Genomic DNA, 20328 nt, shown 5'->3' on the forward strand with positions numbered 1-20328 from the left:
ACTAAAATTGAATACTATGAAAAATTTGACCCAATTAATTGCTGTAGGAATAATAGTACTATTTGCAACATCAATCTCTAATGCTCAAAATCAGGGACCCGTATTGGCCGAAAAAATCGAAATACCAGAAAAAATTGTTAAACAACATATTAAAAAAAGATCTGAAATTTGGATTAATGGTCAATGGAAAGTAGAAAACAATCAATATATATGGGTAAGCGGACACTGGGAAGCAAAAAAAATTGGATATGTTTTTGTAAACGGTGCATGGACAAAAGACTCGCAAGGTTGGGTGTGGACTGACGGTTATTGGAAACAAATCCCTATTAAAAAATGGAAACTGCTTTATGCATAAAAAATGAAAACTATGAAAAATATAAAAATTTTAATTGCAATGACAATGTTATTTTCTATTAACAGCTTTAGTCAACAAATTAAAAAAGTGGAAAAAAGTGAAATAGTAAAAAACTTAAACTCTCCAACCCAAATTTGGGTCAATGGATTTTGGGAGGTTCAAAAAAACGGTACTAAAACTTGGAAAAAAGGACATTGGATTTGCGAAGAAAGATCCTTTCAAAAAAGATCAGAATTATTAAAAAAGAAAACTACAAATAAACCCTTGGCATAATTAATGATAAAAAAAATTAATTAAATTAGGATTTAATTATAATTCTAGTTATAAATGATTGTTCATAAAGTCATCCCTCCTTTTTCTCCAGAATGGTGGATATGTAATGTAATAACACTATTATTAATTATTTCCACAGTTGTAATTGGAAAAAGTTTGTCAATCAAAAATAAAAGGAAACTGACAATAGGAATTGCTTGTTTATTTATACTTGAAATTTTTTTTATCGACTTTTATAATATATATCTAGGTCTATGGTCTTTACAAGATTCTTTGCCTTTACACTTGTGTGGTATAATGTGGTTTGTCGCCATTTACGTGTTAATCTATAAAAAACAATGGGCCTTTGAAATATTATTATTTATTGGTATGCCTGGTGGCATTCATTCTTTATTAACGCCTGAATTAACTCATGGAGACAGCTTAATACATAAAATTGATTTTTTTTTAGGTCACGGAGGACTTGTATTAGCACCAATTTATGCAATTATTGTGCTCAAAATGTGGCCTCGTAAATCATCTTGGTTATTTTCTTTTTTTAAACTTCAAATACTGGTAGTTTGTGTTGGTATTTTAAATTATTTTTTAGAGTCTAATTACATGTACCTTTCTAAACCTCCTATTGCCGACAACCCACTAATTCCAGATGAAAGTTCTTTTTTTGGGGTATGGCCTTACTATATTGTAATTTTTGAAATTGCCGTTTTTGCTCATGCTTTTATTATTAACTTACCTTTCCTAATATATAGTACTAAAACGAAAAAATAAATTATTCAGGTAAATTTAAAATTGTTTCTTTTAAAACTAAGTTGGTTTTTTTTATTTTACCATCATTAGTAAGTACAATTAAATTAGGCTCGTTAAGTACAGATTCGTAAATATGCTTTATTATATAACAATTATTAAAACCTTTACCATACCCATCTTCAAAGCAAAGCTCTTGCACAAAGTAATTTTCCTGATCATAATAGATGGAAATTTCAGCATCTAAAGCAGTTCCAAGTTTAAAACATCTTTTAGTCTCAATATAAATATTAGCAAAATCTATTTTAAATAAATCATAATCAATATGACTAACACTAACCAAATGATTAGCAACAGGTTGAATAATCTCTCTTTTTAACTTTTTTTTATAGTTTAGGATTAAATCGTATTGTGCTGGATCTATCGAGTATTTTTGTAATGCTAAAAGTACATATCGGTCTAATAAAATATTATTTATATCTACTTTATTTAAACCATTAATTATTTCATCATTTGAATCAAGACTAGCTTTATTTGAGGCAGTTTTAATATCATCCTGAATAATAAAAATATCTTTTTCATCTATTTCGGGATTAGTGTAATCCACAATTTTTGTCAATTTCTTATATATCCATCTTGTTTCTCCGGAAGGCAAAATTACACTGTACCATTTAGCATTTTCTCCATTTTTTTTATATACCTCGCCTAAAAATGCATGACCTACAATTGTAGAAGATGTTGTTGGGTTCATTCTTATATTGATATCCGTTTTTATAATTTCAATATATTCTTGAGCTATTAGACTAAAACTGAAAAATAGCATATATATAATTAACAGTCTAAACATATTAAGCAAATATAATAAAATTATAGTGGGTCAAAATTTGTCAAAATAATTCTATGCATCTATGAAGAAAATCAAGACTTTTTGGAACAATTGTTCTTATAAAGAATGTTTTGTATAGGATTAAAATGCATTTCTTATACAAAAAGTTGATAAATAAGTGTTAGAGTTTAAAAAATAATTGTAAATTTATAGGACTTAAAGATTAAAACTATGAGAAATTTTTTATACCCTATTGCTTTTTTATTTGCACTATCACTTTCAATTAACAACTCTTTACTAGCTCAATGTACCATTAATGATGCTACAGATTGTCAATGTCTCGATCCAAACGAAACCGATTGCGACCTGTTACCTGACATTCAATTATCCTGGTTTGGCATTATAGACGTAAGTGATGGCCCTACAGAATATTCTCAAGACTATAATGGTGCGGATGCTGGAAGACTTCGAATTAGCGCTTCAACACCAAATGATGGTGCCGGCCCATTAACTGTAAGAGGGGTGGATGAAAATGGATGGGCATATTTTATATGTGGTAATGATACTATTATCAATACTGACCCAACAGCCAATTTATCATCTTTTTACTGTGATAACGGTGAAGAGGCAAGACAAATCACATGGCAAAGAATTTACCATAGAAATTCGGACGGCAGTATGTCATATTATGATAGAATGGCTGGGAGCATGACTTATCACCCCACGCATGGACACAATCATAGTGACGATTGGGGGGTTTTTACTCTAAGAAAAATGGACCCAAACGAACCAAACCCTCTCAACTGGCCAATTGTCAGTGATGGTGCTAAAATGGGTTTTTGCCTGATGGATTATGGAACATGTGGTTCTGGAGAAAATTCCACATATTATGGTCACTGTAGAGACGAAAACAGATACAGCCCTGAATACCTAGCTCTCTTCCCAGAATTTGACGATGGAACAAATGGAGGAACTATAAAATTAAATAGTGACTATCCTAATTTTGGTCTTGGCGGAGGACAATATGGATGCAGTCCAATTGAACAAGGTATATCTGCAGGTTGGCTAGATTTATATGGTGAATGGTTAGATGACCAATGGATAAACCTAGAGCCCGGTCTTTGCAACGGAATTTATTGGATTATTGGAGAGGTTGATAGAAATAATGATTACCTAGAGTCCAATGAAGATAATAACTGGACTGCCGTTCAAGTTGAATTAACACAACAATTAAATGCAGATGGTTATAACATTGAAATCGTAACAGATCAAAATGGTAATCCAAATATTTGTAATGGAGAAGTTATCACACTAAGTCCATCCTCTCTTACTGCAGACGAATATAGTTGGTCAACAGGTGAAAATGCAACATCCATCACAGTAAGTGAAAGTGGCAGTTATACTCTCAATGCATCTAGCCAATGCGGTGATTCTGAAGCCACAATTAACGTCACCGTGAATGATCCCGTCGAGAACCCAATATCAAATGATTTAATTATTGATTCAGGTGAAGTAGCAGAATTAAATGCAACCGGTACAGGAAACATAATATGGCAAGATGAGTACGGAAACAATTTATTTGAAGGAGAAAGTTATTCGACTAATCCATTATTTGAAAACACATCATATTATGTTGTAAATGAGGAAGTGATTGTTGAACCAGAATCATTTTTTACAGGAGCAGAAGAACACGAAGGAGATAGTGAATATAGTGGAACAGTATACAATGGTGGTTTAAGATTTAATGCCGACTCAGAGTTTATTTTAAATAATGTTACTGTTTACACGAACACAGATGGGGAAAGAACAATTGAGCTTCAAGATATTAATGGCACTGTTTTATTGAGTCAGTTAGTAAATATACCTGCATCTGAACAAGGAACAGTAATTAATCTTAATTGGTCAGTGCCTCAAGGTAATAACTTAATACTTACAACCAACACTGCCATGAATAATGACAATTTTGGTGACAATAACCCAATGCTTCGAAGAACAACAGATGATTTACCAAATTTCCCTTATAGTATAGACAATGTTCTAGAAATTACTGAGGGCATGTATGATGATGGAGACGGTCAAGGATTCTCGACATCATACTACTACTATTTCTATAATTGGGATATTACTACACTTGGAGCTTCATGTTACAGTGACCCTATTGAGGTTAATGTAATTGTAGGTGAATCTATTAGTGGATGTACAGACGAGGAGGCATGTAATTTTAACGTAGATGCAACACTTGACGATGATTCATGTATTTATTCATTAGTAGGGTATGACTGTGATGGCAATTGCTTAGATGGCTACATAGATATTAATGGGGAATGTATATTTGGAGTAAATGGATGTACTGATCCTGATGCATTTAATTATGACGAAAATGCTAATATAGATGACGGATCATGCGAATACAACTCATCCATTGAAGAGGCTAATAATTACTTTACAGTTTTTCCAAACCCTGCAAATGACCTACTCAATATAGAGTTTCACAAAAGTTCAGAAGATATAAACATCATTATATTTAATAGCCTAGGTGAGCTTGTAAATAAGATACATACAGGCAATGTTCAAAATAATCAAATATTTTCAATAAAGCTGGACAAACTATCTCCAGGAATATATGTTGTACATGCAATAGATCAAAACACTACTATAAAACAATTATTTACAATAAATAGGTAGTTAGTATCATATGTATTATTTAAAATTATTATGCTATTTAGCCCTATTCATAGGGCTAAATAGTTTTAGTCAAAATTTAAATGATATTGAAATTTATAATACGGGAAATTCTGATATTATCTTTAACCAAATCAACTCTATTGAATTTGATAATCAAAATAGATTGTGGGCTGGCACCGCTAATGGATTAAGTATCTTTGATTTATCTACAAATACCTGGTATAATTTCGATGAACCCAATAGTACTCTTACTTGGTGTTGTGAAAACAGTGTCAACATAAATACAATCCATTGGGCTGAAGCAATAAATAAAATGTATATCGGGACAAATAATGGTATTATTAGTTTTGACAACTCCAATAACGACATAAATTATGATGATACAAACTGGACAACCAATATTGGCTTAGATTGTAGTGCAAACTCTAGTATTATAAATGCAATTTTATATGATAATGGAATCTGGTCTGGATCAACCGATGGCCTATGCATAGAGTACTTTGGAGGGGAAGGAGAATGGTTACTGCAAAATACACAAACTGGGTTTTATTCAAATCATTATAAAAGTATTAACCAAAATCCGAATACTAACATGATTGCGATTGGGACTATGAATGGGGGATTAATTACATATGATGGTGAGTTTAATAATTATTACTCATCAAACTCCGGAATCCTTGACAACTCTGTTTTTGATGCTGTATTTGATCAAAATAATAATATTATTATTACTACGCCACAGGCAGGATTAGGGATTTTAACAGAAAGTGGATCATGGATCTGGCTTAATACACTAAATTCTAATATTCCTACTAATAGTTTGAAAAATATTACTATTGATGTCAATAATAATTTATGGATCACTACCTTAGAAAACGGCTTAACACATTATAAAAACAACTTATTTTACAACTATAATACCTCTAATTCAAATCTTCCGGATAATCAGATTAACTGCTTAAGTTTTGATCAAGATAATAACCTATGGATTGGCACAAACAGTTCTGGATTAATAAAAATTAATAACCCAACTTTAGACACACCTTCTTTCACCAAACCTTTTGATAATATAAAAATATCAGCTTCCTGGGATTTGATTGAAGTTAATCTACACGAAAAAGGACAATATGAAATTTTAAACCAAAATGGCCAACTAATAAATACTGGTTTTTTTAATCCTGGAGATAATAAGGTGAACACTGCTGCCTTTGCCTCCGGACTATATATTTTTAAAATTAAAACTAATGAGTCTGCATTCGTCTATAAAATACTTAAAGACTAATTTCTACGTGAGTGATAAATAATTTGGACTGCTTGCAGGGCAGAACTATCTAAAATTGAATACATTGATTTTTTACCCTGCTTTCTTACAATAATTATATTTGCATTTCTTAACACTGCTAAATGAAGTGACATTACAGGTTGATCTATTTTTAAAAATTGAGTTAGCTCTGTAACCGTCATTTCAGTGTGATCAGCTAATGTTAAAATAATTTTTACACGAATCGGATGTCCTACAGACTTTAATATTGAGGATGACAATTCTAGATTATTAGGCATATTAACTATATTTTTTTTCTTAACCGAGCAACCGGAATATTCATTTGTTCTCTATATTTTGCTACGGTTCTACGAGCAATTTTATATCCTTTTTTTGTTAATATAACAACAAGTGCCTGATCATTCAAAGGCTGTGAATCGGACTCATTTTCTATTTCTTCTTTTAATATGCTTTTAATTTCTTTAACAGAAATTGTCTCTCCATCAATTTTAGAGATGGATTCAGAAAAATAATACTTAAGGGATTTAATACCATAAGGAGTTTCTACATACTTACTATTAACAACTCTAGAAATAGTAGAAATATCCATACCAATATCTTCTGAAACATCTTTTAATATCATTGGTTTTAGATCTTTTTCATCTCCACTTAAAAAATATTTTTTTTGAATTCTAATAATACTTGATATAGTAGAAATTAGTGTTTGTTGGCGTTGGTGTATTGCATTAATAAACCAACGTGCTGAATCAAGTTTTTGTTTTACAAATAAAAGAGCCTGCTTATTTTTATTGCTCATTTCTCCTCCGGATTCCTTATAAAGATTAAGCATGTTTAGATACTCCTTACTAATATTTAAATTCGGAGCATTTCTTGCATTTAAAGTAAATGTAATTTCTTCATTAAACAAATTTATTGTAAAATCTGGTATAATTTGTTGTGTATATTTTGTCTGACTTGAATTGGAGGCTGGCTTTGGATTTAATTTTTCTATTTCCTTAATAGCTTTTTTAAGTTGATGAGAATCAATTTTAAATTTATCACAAATTTTGTCATAGTGTTTATTCACAAATTGTTTAAACTGTAAATTAATAATATCGATAGCTTGTAAAACTGAGCTTGTTTTTTCCTTTCTTTCCAATTGTAAAGACAAACATTCTTGTAAATTTCTAGCTCCTATACCCGGTGGATCAAAACCTTGCACAATTGACAATAATTTTTGTATTTCTCTTACCTCACAAACTAAATTTTCTTTAAAAATTAAATCATCAATAATTTCATCTATACTTCTTCTTATATAGCCATCATCATCGATACATCCAATTACATATTTTCCAATCTTTTTTTCTTTTTCGTAAAGTTTAAACTCCGCTAGTTGATCTCTCAATATGTCTAAGTGACTATTCCCACCTACTATCGGGATTTTAGAATCTGTATCATCATCTTTTGAATAATTATTTGCATACAATTTATACTCAGGTATTTCATCATCAGATAGATATTGATCTATATCAAAATCTTGATCTTTTTGGCTGTCATCCACACTTACTACATCATCTTCATGTTTATCAAAATCATCAATTGACAAATTCTCATCATCTAAGGCTGGATTACCCTCTAATTCATCTTTAACCTTTTGTTCAATTTCAAGTGTAGAAAGTTCAATCAGCTTCATCAACTGAATTTGTTGAGGGGATAATTTTTGTTGTAAGGACTGATGAAGAGATTGTTTTGCCATAAGACTAAAATTCTAGATGAGAGGGGTATCTGGGAAACGGAATTACATCACGTATATTAGACATGCCGGTAACAAACTGGACTAGTCTTTCAAATCCAAGTCCGAAACCACTATGCGGAACTGTTCCAAACTTTCTAGTATCAATATACCACCATAAATCCTGATGAGAGATTGACATTTCAGTCATTCTTTCCTTCAATATATTAAGACGCTCCTCTCTTTGAGAACCACCGATAATTTCACCAATTCCGGGAAACAAGACATCCATTGCTCTAACAGTTTTATTATCATCATTAAGTCTCATATAAAAAGCTTTTATTGACTTCGGATAATCCGTAATTATAACAGGGTTATTAAATTCCTTTTCAACTAAATATCTTTCATGTTCGGATTGGAAATCTACACCCCAATCATTAATTAAAAACTGAAATTTTTTCTTTTTATTCTTTTTAGAATTTCTAAGTACATTATAAGCATCTGTATATGTAATAGTTGTGAATTCCTGATTAATAATTTTATCTATTGATTGTATTAATGAAAGAGATGAACGATCTTCTTTTTTTAGACTTTGCTCCTCCTTCATCTTTCGTGCTGATAAAAAATCCAAGTCTTCTGAAAAGTTATCTATAATATACTTACATACATATTTCAAAAGGTTCTGGGCTAGCTTGATATTATCATTTAGGTCAGAAAATGCAACTTCTGGCTCAATCATCCAAAATTCTGAAAGATGTCTTGAAGTATTTGAATTTTCTGCTCTAAATGTAGGGCCAAAAGTATACACCTTGGATAATCCTAACGCAGCCAACTCTGCTTCTAACTGACCAGATACTGTTAAACTGGCTTCCTGAGAAAAAAAATCTTCTTGATAATTTACAGCTCCATTAACATCTAAAGGAACCTTTGACATATCAAAAGCAGTTACTTTAAACATCTCGCCTGCCCCTTCTGCATCTGAACTGGTAATTATAGGAGTATTGATATAAAAAAAATTTAACTGATTAAAATACTGGTGTATTGCAAAACTTAATCCGTGTCTAATTCTAAAAACTGAACTGAAGGTTTTTGTTCTAAATCTTAAATGAGCATTTTTTCTTAAAAATTCAAGGTTATGTTTTTTAGGTTGTATTGGATATGTCTCCGAATCAGAAGAACCAATTAAATTAATTGTTTCTGCTAATAATTCAACTTTTTGACCTGCACCCTCAGATTGAATAAGTTTTCCTGATGCGGAAATACTTGCTCCGGTATTAATCTGTTTTAAAATCAACTCTATTTTAGGGGAAATATTGACTACAACCTGTAAATCATGAAAGCAAGAACCATCATTTAACATAATAAAAGAAATACTTTTACTCCCACGTTTATTTCTAACCCAACCAAAAACAATGTAATTTTGATTAACAATACCTTGTGTTAATAAGTTCTTTATGATTATCTTTTTCATATTTGTAAAGTTAATTTTTTCAAACCAAACAATGTATATAATAAATTAATTATATTGTTTTATATTGCTAAATAATAATATGAGTACAAAAAAATTTGACATATTAAGTAATATTAATAATCCTAAGGATTTAAAATCTGTACCTAAGTCTGAATTGAGCAAGCTTTGTACAGAACTTCGCGAATTTATTATAGATATTGTATCAAAAAATGGAGGTCATTTTGGAGCAAGTTTAGGAGTTATTGAACTAACTGTTGCTTTGCACTATGTATTTGATACGCCTGAAGACTTACTTGTTTGGGATGTTGGTCATCAAGCATATGGACATAAAATCCTAACTGGTCGAAAAGATATATTTCACACTAATCGAAAAAAGAATGGAATTAGTGGGTTCCCTAAACGTTCTGAAAGCATCTATGACACATTTGGAGTTGGACACTCTTCTACATCAATCGGAGCTTCATTAGGTATGGCTATTGCATCTAAATTAGATAATAATTTAAAACGACAACATATTGCTGTAATTGGAGACGGAGCACTTACTGGTGGGCAAGCATTTGAAGCCTTAAATCACGCAGGAATAGAAAATTCTAATTTGCTTGTAATTTTAAACGATAATTGCATGTCCATTGACCCAAATGTTGGTGCACTAAAAGAATATCTTCTAAAGATTAGCACATCTAAAACATATAATAAATTCCGTGATGAAATCTGGGATCTATTAAGTAATTTAAGTAAGATAGGAGATAGCGCTAAAGCAATTGTAAAAAAGATTGAAAAAGGATTTAAATCTGCTATGCTAAAACAAAGTAATTATTTTGAGTCATTAAATTTTAGATACTTTGGCCCTATCGATGGACACAACGTGGAGTTATTAGAAAAAACATTGCAAGACTTGAAAAATATTCCGGGACCTAAAATACTTCACTGCTTAACAACTAAAGGAAAAGGATATGAATTAGCTGAAAAAGACCAAACAAAATGGCACGCGCCCGGACTTTTTGATAAAAATTCAGGAAAAATTAATGTCAATACCAAAAACGTAAATCAACTTACTAAATATCAAGATGTTTTTGGAAAATCTATAATCGAATTAGCTAAAAGGAATAAAAAAATTATTGGTATCACCCCAGCTATGCCGTCAGGTTCATCTCTTAAATATATGATGAAAGAAATACCCGAGCGGGCGATTGATGTTGGTATCGCAGAACAACATGCTGTTACTTTTGCAGCAGGTTTGGCTACTCAAGGATTTATTCCCTTTTGTAATATCTACTCTACTTTTTTACAGAGAGGATATGACCAGCTAATCCATGATGTAGCGATACAAAATTTACATGTAGTTTTTTGTCTTGATAGAGCAGGCTTAGTTGGTGAAGATGGGTCAACACATCAAGGAGTTTTTGATTTAGCGTACCTAAGATGCATCCCCAATATGATTATAGCTGCGCCATTAAACGAAATTGAATTGCGCAATTTAATGTATACAGCTCAAAAAAATCATAATGCCCCTTTTGCAATTAGATATCCAAGGGGGAAGGGTGTTCTTAATGATTGGCTAGTGGAATTTTCTAAAATCGATATTGGCAAAGGAAATAAAATTAATTCGGGTGATAAAATTGCAGTAGTATCAATTGGTCATATTGGTAACATGATTATTGATATTACTAAAGAATTACAATCTAAAAATATAAACATCGGTCATTTTGACATTCGATTTCTAAAACCACTTGATGAGCCCATGCTTCATACGGTTTTTCAGGATTATGAAATTATTATTACTATTGAAGATGGATGTATTAAAGGTGGAATGGGGTCTGCAGTATTAGAATTTGCTAGTGAGAATAATTATCAAAAAAGAATAATTAGATTTGGCGTTCCTGACAGGTTCATTGAACATGGAACTCCTGAAGAGCAAAGAAAAGATTGTGGATTTGACAAACATAGTGTTCTCAAGACAATAATAGAATTATTATAAATTATTTTCTTCCATAAATTTTGTTGTATAATCCCCTTGAATGAATTTATCATTATTCATTAACTTTTTATGAAATGGAATTGTTGTTTTAACCCCTTCTAAAACAAATTCACTTAATGCCCTTCGCATTTTTGAAATAGCCTCTTCTCGAGTTTGAGCAACTGTAATTAATTTTGCTATCATAGAATCATAATATGGTGGGATTGTATAACCTGTATAAACATGAGTGTCAACTCTAATCCCATGTCCTCCAGGTTTATAAATATTGGTAATTAATCCAGGACAAGGCATAAAATTGTTTTCTGAATCCTCTGCATTAATTCTACATTCTATTGCATGTAATACGGGCACGTAATTTTTTCCCGATATCTTAATACCTGCTGCAACTTTAATTTGTTCACAAATTAAATCATAATTAATTACTTCTTCAGTAACAGGGTGTTCAACTTGAATCCGTGTATTCATCTCCATAAAATAAAAATCCCGATTTTTATCAACCAAAAACTCAACAGTTCCAACGCCCTCATATTTAATGCTTTTAACTGCCTTTATAGCAGCATCTCCCATTGCCTTTCGTAATTTATCCGTCATAAAAGGGGACGGTGATTCTTCAACTAATTTTTGATGCCGTCTTTGAATTGAACAATCTCTTTCAGATAAATGACATGCATTGCCATATTGATCCCCGACTACCTGAATTTCAATATGACGGGGTTCTTCAATTAATTTTTCTAAATACATGTCATCATTACCAAAGCCAGCCAGTGCTTCTTTTTTGGCTTCAATCCATGCTTTTTGTAAACCTGCTCTATTCCAAACAGCTCTCATTCCTTTTCCACCTCCTCCGGCTGAAGCTTTTAACATTACAGGGTAACCCATTTTATCAGCAATAATCAGTGCATTTTTGAAATCATTAATAACACCATCTGAACCAGGTATAACTGGAACTCCGGCTTTTTTCATTGTTTCCTTCGCAACTGCCTTATCACCCATTTTATTAATCATTTCTTCAGACGCACCTATGAATTTAATGTTATGTTCTTCACATATTTGAGAAAATCTTGCATTCTCTGCTAAAAAACCATAACCAGGATGAATAGCGTCTGCATTTGTAATTTCTGCAGCTGAAATAATTTTAGGTATACTTAAATAGGAGTCTGAACTTTGTGGAGGACCGATACAAACTGCTTCATCAGCAAACTTTACATGTAAACTATCAGCATCTGCTGTTGAATATACAGCTACTGTTTTTATATTCATTTCTTTACATGTATTTATTACTCTTAAGGCTATCTCTCCACGATTAGCAATTAATATCTTATTAAACATATAAATTAATTTTTATCAACTAAGAATAATGGTTGATCATATTCAACTGGCGACATATCATCAACTAAAACTTTGATGATTGTACCTGAAATATCTGATTCAATCTCGTTAAATAGTTTCATAGCCTCAACAATTCCTACAACTGAACCTTCATCAACCCTATCGCCAACATTAACAAAAGGATCCTTATCTGGACTAGGTTTTCGATAAAATGTGCCTATTATTGGTGATTTTATAATTATATGATTATTGTCTATTGCCTCCGTAACAGCATCTGGTTGACTTTGAACAACCTCATTAGGTTGTGACAAATTAGTCTGCTGAGGAACTAGAACCTGAGGAACTGGAACCTGAGGAACTGGAACCTGAGGAAATTGAAAATTACCTTGTATTTCTGGTGTTATTTTCCCCTTTGGTGGTGATTTTATACAAATTTTTACATCGCCCATTTCTAAGTCAACCTCAGTGGCACCAGATTTAGCAACAAATTTGATTAGTTCTTGAATTTGCTTAAGATTCATATCAATATTATTTAATAATTTGATAAAAATAACTCGAAATTTGTTTTTTTGAAACAAAAACCCATGTTTTTTGACAAAATGAGCATTTTTTTATAATAAATATTGATTTACGTAAAAGTTTGTTTTTTTTTAAAAAAAGAATAAATATGCAAATAAAAGGCTGAATTTTTTCAAAAAAATGTGATTTTTACACTAAAATTGATGTTTTTTTTAAAAAAATAGAATTTTTTAATGAAAAATAAAGACGAGAATTCTAATACGCCCACCGCAAGTAAATCGCTCCCCACGTAAAGCCACCACCAAAAGCAGCAAGAATTAAACAATCATTCTTATTTAATTTTTCCTCCCAGTCGGCAAGACAAAGCGGGATAGTGGCCGCTGTAGTATTACCATATTTTTGTATGTTAACCATAACTTTTTCGGGCCCCACACTCATTCGCTTTGCAGTTGCATCAATAATTCTCAAATTAGCCTGATGAGGCACAAGCCAATCAACATCATCACCGCTTAATTGATTTCTTGACATAATTTGTTCAGAAACATCTGCCATCTTAGTTACGGCAAATTTAAAAACTGTTTTTCCGTCTTGAAAAATATAATGCTTCTTACTATTAACAGTTTCATTGGTTGCTGGGTTAAGCGAACCTCCTCCGATCATTTTTAAATATTGTCCCCCAGATCCATCTACCTTTAGTATAGAATCTAAAATACCAAGCTTTTTATCGTTTTCTGGCTCAAGCAGCACAGCACCTGCACCATCACCAAAAATTACGCATGTTTGTCTATCACTATAATCAACTATTGATGACATTTTATCTGCTCCAACAACAACAACTTTTTTATACTGTCCTGATGTGATATATTTGGAACCCGAATCAAGGGCAAAAAGAAATGCGGAACAAGCAGCAGATAAATCAAATCCAAAAGCATTAGATGCACCAATTTTATTAGCTATTAAACACGCTGTTGAAGGAAATAACATATCAGGTGTTACAGTAGCACAAATAATTAAATCTATTTCCTTTGCAGATGTATCAGTTTTTTTTAATAATAATTCAATTGCATTAGCTGCCATATCAGACGTGGCTTTTGAAGGGTCCTTTAAAATTCTACGCTCTCTAATGCCTGTTCTAGTAATTATCCACTCATCAGACGTATCAACCATATTTGATAACTCCTTATTGGTTAGAATATAATCGGGGACCCATCCGGCAACTCCTGAAATTTTACAGTTTTTTAACATATACAATCAACATGAAATAGTTTAATTGTAGATAAATATATACCTAAAATATATTAATAAGAAAGACTTGTATTATTATTTTGGATATTCTTTTAAAAAGTTGATTTATTCTGCAACCAACTTACCTTTATAGTATAATTTACCTTCGTAAGTATATGCACGGTGATAGATGTGAGAAACGCCCGTATTTGGACATATTGCAATGACAGGAGAGTCAGCTTTATAGTGAGTTCTTCTTTTATTTCTACGAGTTTTGGATATTTTTCTCTTTGGATGTGCCATTACTATACAAATTAATTTGGTTTGCAAATATAAAAAAAAACTAATAGCCAAATCAAATATTTTAATTTTTTTCTCTAAAAATCAACTGTAACTCAACCTATTATAATATATTTTTTTTGCTAAAGCAATAGATTCAATCAAAGAGTTAGGGTCTGCTTTACCTAAGCCTGCAATATCATATGCTACACCATGATCTGGGGAAACTCTGATTACAGGTAAACCAGCTGTGAAATTAATACCACCTCCAAATGACAAAAATTTAAATGGAATTAGTGACTGATCATGATACATTCCTAAAACTGCATCGAAACTTTTATAAGAGCCTGAACCAAAAAAAGCATCAGATGAATATGGACCGTACACTAAATTTCCCAATTCAAAAAACTCTCTAATAATAGGTAAAATAATTCTAGCTTCTTCCGAACCAATTAGCCCGCTATCTCCAGCATGTGGGTTAAGTCCCAAAATAGCAACTTTTGGCATAGGTATCGAAAAATCTTTTTTTAAAGATTCTAATAAAATTTTAATTTTTTCTCTTAAAATTTTGTAATTGATGTTCTTAGCAACTTTTGAAATTGGCAAATGATTTGTTAAAGTGGCAACTTTAATTTTATTACTACACAAAAACATTAAGCAATTACTATTTAAATCCAATTTTTGTAATAAATACTCAGTGTGACCAACAAAATTATGCTGATTTAGTGCAACAGTTTGTTTATTAATAGGCAAAGTTACTAATACATCTATTAAATTTTGTTTTAAATCTCTTATTGCACAATCCAAAGAATCCAAAGCTAGTTTACCACTTATAATATTTGCCTGACCAGGCTCTACAATAAACTCACTGTCAGATATGTTGATGATATTAAACTTATTTTGAATTGCGTCCTGTGTTTTTGCAATCACATTAAGAGAAAGTTGATTATATCCAAATAGTTTTTTATAAAAATTGACTACTGTCAATGGTGCATATAATACTGGTATACCGTAATGAAGAAATTGACCATCTAAAAAAGCCTTAATAATAATCTCGATTCCAACACCATTAAAATCACCACATGAAATTCCAAAAACTATTTTATCAGAAACCATTTTACTATTTAAAATTGTGAACAAAATGCGTGAGGAGCCTAGATGCTGATCCAGTTCCACCTTTCCTATAATATAAATGTTCACTAGTTAAAAAAGCTACTCCAGCTATGTCTAAATGTATCCAAGGATAGTCCACAAAGTGTTCTAAAAACTTACCAGCTGTTATATGTCCAGATTCAGGACCTCCTAAATTTTTAATATCAGCTACAGTAGACTCAAGCTCTATTTTATAATCATCCCAAAATGGCTGTACAGCAACTCTTTCACCAACTATATTTCCAGATAATAATAAATTTTTCATATTAAGACTAAACTCAGAAAAAATCTCTTTATTATAATTTTCCATAGCAACTAAACCATGTTTACCAATAGATCTCGCTGCAGCACCAGTTAAAGTAGCGATGTCTATCACAAGTTCTGGATTATAACGTTTTGCATAATGTAAAGCGTCTGCTAAGATTAGTCTACCTTCTGCATCTGTATTTAAAACTTCAACAGTTTTGCCACTCATCATGGTAATAACATCCCCTGGGACATATGCATCCCCCCCGGGTCTATTTTCTACTGCCGGAATTAGTCCTACAACATTACAATCTGATTTAGATAAAGCTAATGAGTAAATTGCGCCTATTACAGCAGCTGCACCCCCCATATCACATTTCATCATGTCCATTGAATTGGGAGTCGGCTTTAAACTTAATCCCCCTGTATCATACATTACTCCCTTTCCAACTAGTACAATAGGTTTTTTAGATTTTGAATTTTTAGACTTATATGTTAAAATATTAAATGTGGGTTTTGCAATTGATCCTTGATTAACACTTAATACTCCGCCCATCTTTAATTTTTTAATCTCATGCTCATCTAGAACCTCTAATTTAAATCCGGACTCATTGGCTAGATAATTTAGCATAGATGAAAGTTTTTCTGCATTTAAATGAGAAAGGGGCTCATTAACTAAATCACGCGCAATACAAGCACCTTGAACAGATGCATGTGAAATCTTATTTTTAAAATTTGTTTTCAGAATTAAAGAAGAGTCAATTACATTTGACTTATGTTTATTAAATGTATAATTAGCAAGAAAAAAACCCTCTAAAAAATTATCTATTATTGTATTTTCCAACTTTGATTTTTGAGAAGATTTAACGAAAATTTTTTTAATTTTTTTTTTCTTATTGTAAGCCTTATTCAAAGTAGTCAGGAATTTTTGAATTTCAGCGCCCTCTCTTCTTACTAAATCACTATAAAGTTCTAAATTTTTGTTGTCAGAAGAAAAGAAGTTTAAAGGGCAGTTTAATAATAATGAATACTCATCAGTTAAATGCCAATTGATCTTTTCGCACTCATACTCTTGTAATGTGATTGTAAAGTTCATATAATATTGTTTTTTTAATTTACTTTTGTAACTAATTTAGATAAATTAAAACTCAATTTAGTAAAATGTTTACCGGAATTATCGAACAATTAGGGAAAGTTGAAAATCTGATATTAGACAAATCTAATATGTTAATTACTATCAAATGTGAATTCATTGACGATTTAAATATTAACCAAAGTATTAGCCATAATGGCATATGCCTTTCAGTACATGAGATGACAGATACTAATTATACAGTATGTGCAGTAAAAGAGACTCTTCAAAAAACAAACTTAAAATTCTTAAAAAAAGGAGAAAATATTAACTTAGAACGATGCTTAGCTGTTGGAGATAGAATTGACGGACATATTGTTCAAGGACATGTTGATGGAACCGTTAAATGTATTGAAAAAAAAGATTTAAATGGAAGCTGGAAACTAACTTTTGAACAGAAATCAGAATATAACAAATATGTTATAACTAAAGGATCCGTTGCTCTTAACGGTATTAGTCTAACAATTTCGGATATTAATCCTTCTAATAATAGATTTTCCGTCGATATAATCCCCTATACTTACGACAACACAAATATTAAAGACGTTCTTGAAGAATCATTAGTAAATGTAGAATATGATATTTTCGCAAAGCAAATAGCTCATTTACAACAACTTAGCTAAGTTATTGAGTCTGTGTAAAAATAGATATTTCACCAGAGTAAAACTCTTTTTGATTAAAAATAGAATTATAAACTTCTAAAGTATAAAAATACACGCCATCTCTAACGTAATCTTGATTATTATCCCAATTGTTTTGGAACACATAACTAGAAAGTTGTCTATTATGAAAAAGCATACGTCCGTCCCACCACTCTCCATTCAAACCATAGTTAGGATCAATGTACACAACACCTCCCCATCTATTAAAAACATAGAAAACACTTTGAGTGTGTACGTTTACATCAATATCAGATATTTCAAAAACATCATTAACCCCATCACCGTTTGGAGAGAAGCTATTAGGAACACTAATAGGACAAGAAACACCTATTTCAATTGTATCCGTTACATCACAAGATGAAAATGAAAATGCATATATACCATATGAGGGAACAATAGCCTGAGTTGAATTACTGTAGGGATCAGCTATATCAACATCCATTGAACTAAATGGAGGGGGTGCAATTATACATTGCCAAGGTCCACCATTAAGATCAGGGGTTGAAACATTTAAATCAATTGCAAAAATGCAATTATTATTATCTGATATATTGATATAGGGGTCAACCGTATCAAATGTTATACTTAGTGTATCACTAATACCACAACTTGTAAAAATGATATTATAGTCTCCATAATCAGGGACTGTTATTATACATGAGTTGTCACTTGGGATGACTGTAGCTCCATAGTTGCTATCACTTAAAGACCATGTTCCACTAAATAATGAATTGGCAAAAACTTCTGCTTCTAAATCACAATATATTACACCTGGATCTTCAATAGTTGGATTTGGATTTAAAACATCTACAAAAATACTATTAGATGTTCCACAACCATAATATATAAATTCATAAACTCCAAAATCGTCTACACTAACTGTTGTTGATAAATTATCTGGACTGCTAAACTGAGTGTTACCAGGACCGATGAAATCCCAATATCCATAATCTCCAGGTGTTGTAGCTGTTAATTCAAAAGCTTCTAGACATGAAACAGATTCGGGCCCATTTAAAATAGGTTCAGAAGAATTCATAAAAGCAATTTCAGAAGCCTGCCCATTACATCCCTCAAATGTAAAAGTGTATGTACCATAATTTTCTATAGTAGCAAAAGTGTTTAGGCTAGTTACATTATCAATAGAAACTCCGTCGTCTGGACTAACACTCCATTCACCCTCACCATTTTCTACACTTGCTAAAAGAGGTATTTGTTCAAGGCAAGAATAAGAACCTAAATTTGTCACAGTTGGATTACCATTAATTACATATACTTCTATTTCATCCGTACTAGTACCACACTCATTTTCCAAAGTCCAAGCAAAAATATTTTCACCAAAGCCTAGATTTGTAATTGTGGTTTCTGAATTTGTAGAGTTAATGATATTTCCCTGCCCCGAAACTAAAGTCCAATAGCCTGTTTCACCATCTAAAGGATCATTTCCGAAAAGATTTATTTCTAATTCACAAGTTTCTATATCTTCTCCTATATTAGCATCTGTAACTTCATTCCCATCAGTGTCAATTACTATTTCTATTACATCTTCACACCCACTTAAGGTAGAAATTGTAAATTGATACGTATCTGCTGTCAAACTTCCAATAGATGCGGCTGACTCAGAAATCACGTCGCCAACACTATTTTGCCAAGAATAATTATAAGGCCCCCCCGAGCCATCCACATAGACAATTGCACTTCCTCCACTTGGATTATCACAAGGAGCATTAACAACATCGACATCTAAAATTTGAACAGATTCAAAACTAATTGACACATCGTCACCTTCAATACCGCCTTCAAAACCACACCAATCCCCTGCATCACCACATAAAGAAGCTCCCGCTGTATAAGTAGTGTTTCCGTCAGGAAATACAATAATTTCTCCCCCTGTGCCAATCTGATTCCCAAATTGATCTTGCCAAATAATATCTGTTCCTGCTACTGCGGGTGCAAAGTCTATATTTTCTAAGACATAATCATTACTACCGTTAGGAGTGAACCGCCATCCATCATTTTCACATGTCCATTGGTTTGGGTAATTTCTTTCAACTCCATCTAAACCCGTCACAACATGTGCGATAGTTCCGTCTGCATTATGTAAAGCGTGAATCGCAACTCCACCATTCCATGTGGTACACAAAACTTTTTGTGCTATGTGAGTTTCTATAACATTTGTAGATTCATATAATTTAATTTGACTTGAGTAACATATGTCTGTACATGAAAACATAGGAATCCCACAAAATGATGCAATAAAAACTCTATTCGGAGCTTCTCCTGTTGTCGCATATTGAATTGTTCCATTTCCATTAACTCCAGGGTAAATATCTTGCCAAGGACATAAAATAGAATTTAAAGGTGCATCAAAATTATTAGGAACAGCCTGATTAATTGCCCATCCAGAATAGCCGTTTGCGTTAGCTACATTAAAAGATAAATAATTATTAGAGGATAATATCA

18 protein-coding genes are annotated in these 20328 nt (G+C 31.8%); 7 read left to right on the forward strand and 11 right to left on the reverse strand.

What is annotated here, in order from left to right; genetic code table 11:
* Positions 1–16: 16 nt before the first annotated feature.
* Genes CBD51_000345 through CBD51_000355 form a run of 3 tightly spaced genes read left to right on the forward strand, consistent with a single transcriptional unit; the run spans position 17 to position 1396 of the window.
* A complete protein-coding gene (locus tag CBD51_000345; protein RPG60731.1) occupies positions 17–355 on the forward strand; it encodes a hypothetical protein in 339 nt (112 codons plus the stop codon).
* A 12-nt stretch (positions 356–367) separates the two neighbouring features.
* On the forward strand, positions 368–628 hold the full coding sequence (locus tag CBD51_000350) for a hypothetical protein (protein ID RPG60732.1): 261 nt from the start codon (positions 368–370) through the stop codon (positions 626–628).
* Between the two features lie 54 nt (positions 629–682).
* Positions 683–1396 (forward strand): TIGR02206 family membrane protein, encoded by a 714-nt coding sequence (locus tag CBD51_000355; protein ID RPG60733.1) that lies wholly within the window; start codon positions 683–685, stop codon positions 1394–1396.
* 1 nt (position 1397) lies between these two features.
* Here the strand turns inward: CBD51_000355 and CBD51_000360 are convergent, their stop codons facing one another.
* Positions 1398–2219 (reverse strand): hypothetical protein, encoded by an 822-nt coding sequence (locus tag CBD51_000360; GenBank protein RPG60734.1) that lies wholly within the window; start codon positions 2217–2219, stop codon positions 1398–1400.
* 210 nt (positions 2220–2429) lie between these two features.
* Between CBD51_000360 and CBD51_000365 the strand changes: the two genes are divergently transcribed.
* Both CBD51_000365 and CBD51_000370 read left to right on the forward strand, forming a co-directional pair.
* On the forward strand, positions 2430–4883 hold the full coding sequence (locus CBD51_000365; protein RPG60735.1) for a T9SS C-terminal target domain-containing protein: 2454 nt from the start codon (positions 2430–2432) through the stop codon (positions 4881–4883).
* A 10-nt stretch (positions 4884–4893) separates the two neighbouring features.
* Positions 4894–6165: a T9SS C-terminal target domain-containing protein gene (locus CBD51_000370; protein ID RPG60736.1), complete on the forward strand. Its 1272-nt coding sequence runs from the start codon at positions 4894–4896 to the stop codon at positions 6163–6165.
* Here the strand turns inward: CBD51_000370 and CBD51_000375 are convergent.
* From CBD51_000375 to CBD51_000385, 3 genes are read right to left on the reverse strand one after another with little or no spacing between them, the layout of a single operon-like run.
* Positions 6162–6443, reverse strand: coding sequence for an ArsR family transcriptional regulator (locus CBD51_000375; GenBank protein ID RPG60737.1), 282 nt, complete (start codon positions 6441–6443; stop codon positions 6162–6164). The two genes, CBD51_000370 and CBD51_000375, sit on opposite strands and share 4 nt — an antisense overlap.
* Positions 6444–6448: 5 nt before the next feature.
* Positions 6449–7900, reverse strand: a complete 1452-nt coding sequence (gene rpoN / locus CBD51_000380; protein ID RPG60738.1) for an RNA polymerase sigma-54 factor — start codon at positions 7898–7900, stop codon at positions 6449–6451.
* A 4-nt stretch (positions 7901–7904) separates the two neighbouring features.
* On the reverse strand, positions 7905–9347 hold the full coding sequence (locus CBD51_000385) for an asparagine--tRNA ligase (protein RPG60739.1): 1443 nt from the start codon (positions 9345–9347) through the stop codon (positions 7905–7907).
* A gap of 79 nt (positions 9348–9426) precedes the next feature.
* Between CBD51_000385 and CBD51_000390 the strand changes: the two genes are divergently transcribed.
* Positions 9427–11325, forward strand: coding sequence for a 1-deoxy-D-xylulose-5-phosphate synthase (locus tag CBD51_000390; GenBank protein RPG60740.1), 1899 nt, complete (start codon positions 9427–9429; stop codon positions 11323–11325).
* Here the strand turns inward: CBD51_000390 and accC are convergent.
* The 6 genes from accC to CBD51_000420 form a co-directional block, all read right to left on the reverse strand.
* Complete coding sequence (accC, locus tag CBD51_000395; GenBank protein RPG60741.1) at positions 11320–12654, reverse strand: acetyl-CoA carboxylase biotin carboxylase subunit; 1335 nt, start codon at positions 12652–12654, stop codon at positions 11320–11322. The genes CBD51_000390 and accC overlap by 6 nt on opposite strands.
* Positions 12655–12659: 5 nt before the next feature.
* The gene (gene accB, locus CBD51_000400) at positions 12660–13175 is read right to left on the reverse strand and encodes an acetyl-CoA carboxylase biotin carboxyl carrier protein (GenBank protein ID RPG60742.1); all 516 of its coding nucleotides are present in this window, start codon (positions 13173–13175) and stop codon (positions 12660–12662) included.
* Between the two features lie 253 nt (positions 13176–13428).
* Complete coding sequence (locus CBD51_000405) at positions 13429–14418, reverse strand: ketoacyl-ACP synthase III (protein ID RPG60743.1); 990 nt, start codon at positions 14416–14418, stop codon at positions 13429–13431.
* Positions 14419–14523: 105 nt separating this feature from the next.
* Positions 14524–14700: a 50S ribosomal protein L32 gene (gene rpmF / locus CBD51_000410; protein ID RPG60744.1), complete on the reverse strand. Its 177-nt coding sequence runs from the start codon at positions 14698–14700 to the stop codon at positions 14524–14526.
* A gap of 81 nt (positions 14701–14781) precedes the next feature.
* Complete coding sequence (pdxA, locus tag CBD51_000415; GenBank protein RPG60745.1) at positions 14782–15792, reverse strand: 4-hydroxythreonine-4-phosphate dehydrogenase PdxA; 1011 nt, start codon at positions 15790–15792, stop codon at positions 14782–14784.
* 4 nt (positions 15793–15796) lie between these two features.
* On the reverse strand, positions 15797–17170 hold the full coding sequence (locus tag CBD51_000420; protein ID RPG60746.1) for a leucyl aminopeptidase: 1374 nt from the start codon (positions 17168–17170) through the stop codon (positions 15797–15799).
* 65 nt (positions 17171–17235) lie between these two features.
* On the opposite strand from CBD51_000420, the gene CBD51_000425 reads away from it, so the two are divergent.
* Entirely contained in the window at positions 17236–17829 is a 594-nt protein-coding gene (locus CBD51_000425; protein ID RPG60747.1) for a riboflavin synthase, read from the forward strand.
* 1 nt (position 17830) lies between these two features.
* Here CBD51_000425 and CBD51_000430 read toward each other — a convergent pair.
* The coding region (locus CBD51_000430) for a gliding motility-associated C-terminal domain-containing protein (GenBank protein ID RPG60748.1) at positions 17831–20328 on the reverse strand (2498 nt) is incomplete at its 5' end.

It is taken from the genome of Flavobacteriales bacterium TMED191 (assembly GCA_002171975.2).
In the GTDB taxonomy this organism is placed as follows: domain Bacteria; phylum Bacteroidota; class Bacteroidia; order Flavobacteriales; family TMED113.